Raw genomic sequence first — 2562 nt, forward strand, 5'->3', positions numbered from 1 at the left:
GACGAGCAATCATCATCTGTTATGCCGAACCAAAAGAATTCCCCGCAGGCTGCATTTCGTAGGCGGCGGCGGGGCGGAAGGCAATATGCCGGGTTCTGGCGCCGGCAATCGGCCGCCAGCCTTGCGAAACCTTCATCATTTGGCTAAGGAGGCCGCGCATTCAGCGGCCGGCGTCAGCCGGCCTTCCGCTTTTCGGGATTTCGGCTTTTGGCCGGGATCCGGCTTCAGGCAAAGGCATTTCGCTCCCATGGCGCGCATCGTGATGAAATTCGGCGGAACCTCGGTCGCCGACATCGCCCGCATCCGCAACGTGGCGCGTCACGTAAAACGCGAGGTCGACGCTGGCCACGAGGTGGCGGTGGTCGTTTCGGCGATGGCCGGGAAGACCAATGAACTGGTCGGCTGGACGCGTGAGGCCTCGCCGATGCATGACGCACGCGAATATGATGCGGTCGTCGCTTCCGGCGAGCAGGTCACGGCCGGCCTTCTGGCCATCACCTTGCAGAACATGGGCGTGCACGCCCGCTCCTGGCAGGGCTGGCAGATCCCGATCAAGACCGACAATGCGCATGGAGCGGCGCGCATCCTCGATATCGACGGCGCGTTCCTGATCAAGCGCTTCGGCGAGGGCCAGGTGGCGGTGATCGCCGGGTTCCAGGGCATCGGCCCGGACAATCGTATCGCCACGCTCGGCCGCGGCGGCTCCGACACCAGTGCCGTCGCCATCGCCGCGGCGGTCAAGGCTGATCGCTGCGACATCTATACCGACGTCGACGGGGTCTACACCACCGATCCGCGCATCGAGCCCAAGGCGCGGCGGCTGGCCAAGATATCGTTCGAGGAAATGCTTGAAATGGCTTCGCTCGGCGCCAAGGTTCTGCAGGTGCGTTCGGTCGAGCTTGCCATGGTGCACAGGGTGCGTACCTTCGTGCGGTCGTCCTTCGACGATCCCGACGCGCCCGGAATGGGGGATTTGCTCAATCCGCCCGGAACGCTCATTTGCGACGAGGAAGAGATCGTGGAACAGCAGGTCGTCACCGGAATTGCCTACGCCAAGGATGAAGCGCAGATTTCGCTGCGCCGGGTCGGCGACCGGCCGGGCGTTGCCGCCGGCATCTTCGGGCCGCTGGCCGAGGCCAACATCAATGTCGACATGATCGTCCAGAACATTTCCGAGGACGGCAAGTTCACCGACATGACCTTCACCGTGCCGTCGGGCGATGTCGACAAGGCGCTGGCCGTGCTTGAACGCCTCAAGGCTTCGATCGGCTACGATGTCGTGCAGTCGGAAGCCGGCATGTCGAAGGTTTCGGTCATCGGCATCGGCATGAGGAGCCATGCCGGCGTCGCCGCCACCGCTTTCAAGGCTCTGGCCGACAAATCGATCAACATCCGCGCCATCACGACCTCCGAGATCAAGATTTCGATCCTGATCGACGGTCCGTATACGGAACTTGCGGTTCGTACTTTGCATTCCGTCTACGGTCTGGATAAGCAGTAGCGAGAACGATTTGAGTTGTTGCGTGTGCGCCGGTCGCGGTGGAAACTGCGGCGGGCAGAATGCCCATTGGAGAAGAAGCCGCGATGCGTGATCAGGCCAGTGGCCCGCGCGTTTTGCTCAAACGGCTCCGCGAGCTCATGCAGGAGCCGCTGGAGCCGCAGGAGCGGCTTGACCGGATCGTGCGCGACATCGCCTCCAACATGGTCGCGGAAGTCTGCTCGCTCTATGTGCTGCGCGCCGATTCGGTGCTCGAACTCTACGCTACCGAAGGTCTGAACCCGAACGCCGTCCATTTGGCGCAGTTGCGGCTGGGCCAAGGCCTGGTCGGCACGATCGCCGCCAGCGCGCGGCCGCTCAACCTGTCCAATGCGCAGGAACACCCTGCCTTCGCCTATCTGCCTGAGACCGGGGAAGAGATCTACAACTCGTTCCTCGGCGTGCCGGTGCTGCGGGCAGGGCGCACGCTGGGCGTGCTGGTGGTGCAGAACAAGACCATGCGCCACTACCGCGACGACGAGGTCGAGGCGCTGGAAACCACGGCGATGGTGATCGCCGAGATGATCGCCACCGGCGATCTGGCGCGGCTGACCCGGCCCGGCCTCGAACTCGATCTGCGCCGCCCTGTCAGCTTCACCGGCCTGTCCTTCAATGAAGGCGTCGGGCTCGGCCATGTCGTGCTGCACGAGCCGCGCATCGTCGTCACCAATCTGTTCAACGAAGACAGCGAGGAAGAGGTCCGCCGCCTCGAGACCTCACTCAGCTCGCTCAGGCTGTCCATCGACGACATGCTGGAACGCCGCGACGTCGCCTTCGAAGGCGAGCATCGCCAGGTGTTGGAAGCCTATCGCATGTTCGCCAACGATCGCGGCTGGGTGCGGCGGCTGGAAGAGGCCATCCGCAACGGCCTGACGGCCGAAGCGGCGGTGGAAAAGGTGCAGAGCGACATGCGCGCCCGCATGCTGCACATGACCGATCCCTATCTGCGCGAGCGGATGAGCGATTTCGACGACCTCGCCAACCGCCTGCTGCGTCAGCTGATGGGGCGCGGGCCGGAAGATGTC

Annotated in this window: 2 protein-coding genes; both read left to right on the plus strand. The window is 63.9% G+C overall.

Translation table 11 applies throughout. The annotated features are described in order from the left end of the window. Positions 1 to 247 precede the first annotated feature (247 nt). Entirely contained in the window at positions 248 to 1501 is a 1254-nt protein-coding gene (locus tag EN893_RS28660) for an aspartate kinase (protein ID WP_013529459.1), read from the plus strand. Between the two features lie 83 nt (positions 1502 to 1584). Beyond that, on the plus strand, positions 1585 to 2562 hold a 978-nt coding region (locus tag EN893_RS28665), incomplete at its 3' end, for a phosphoenolpyruvate-utilizing N-terminal domain-containing protein (protein WP_128361974.1).

This window comes from Mesorhizobium sp. M7A.F.Ca.CA.004.04.2.1 (assembly GCF_004022825.1).
Taxonomy (GTDB): domain Bacteria; phylum Pseudomonadota; class Alphaproteobacteria; order Rhizobiales; family Rhizobiaceae; genus Mesorhizobium.

What these genes read in the sequence shown, in the direction of transcription:
- EN893_RS28660 (WP_013529459.1), top strand. Translation starts at nt 248, where the DNA reads ATGGCGCGCATCGTGATGAAATTCGGCGGAACCTCGGTCGCCGACATC.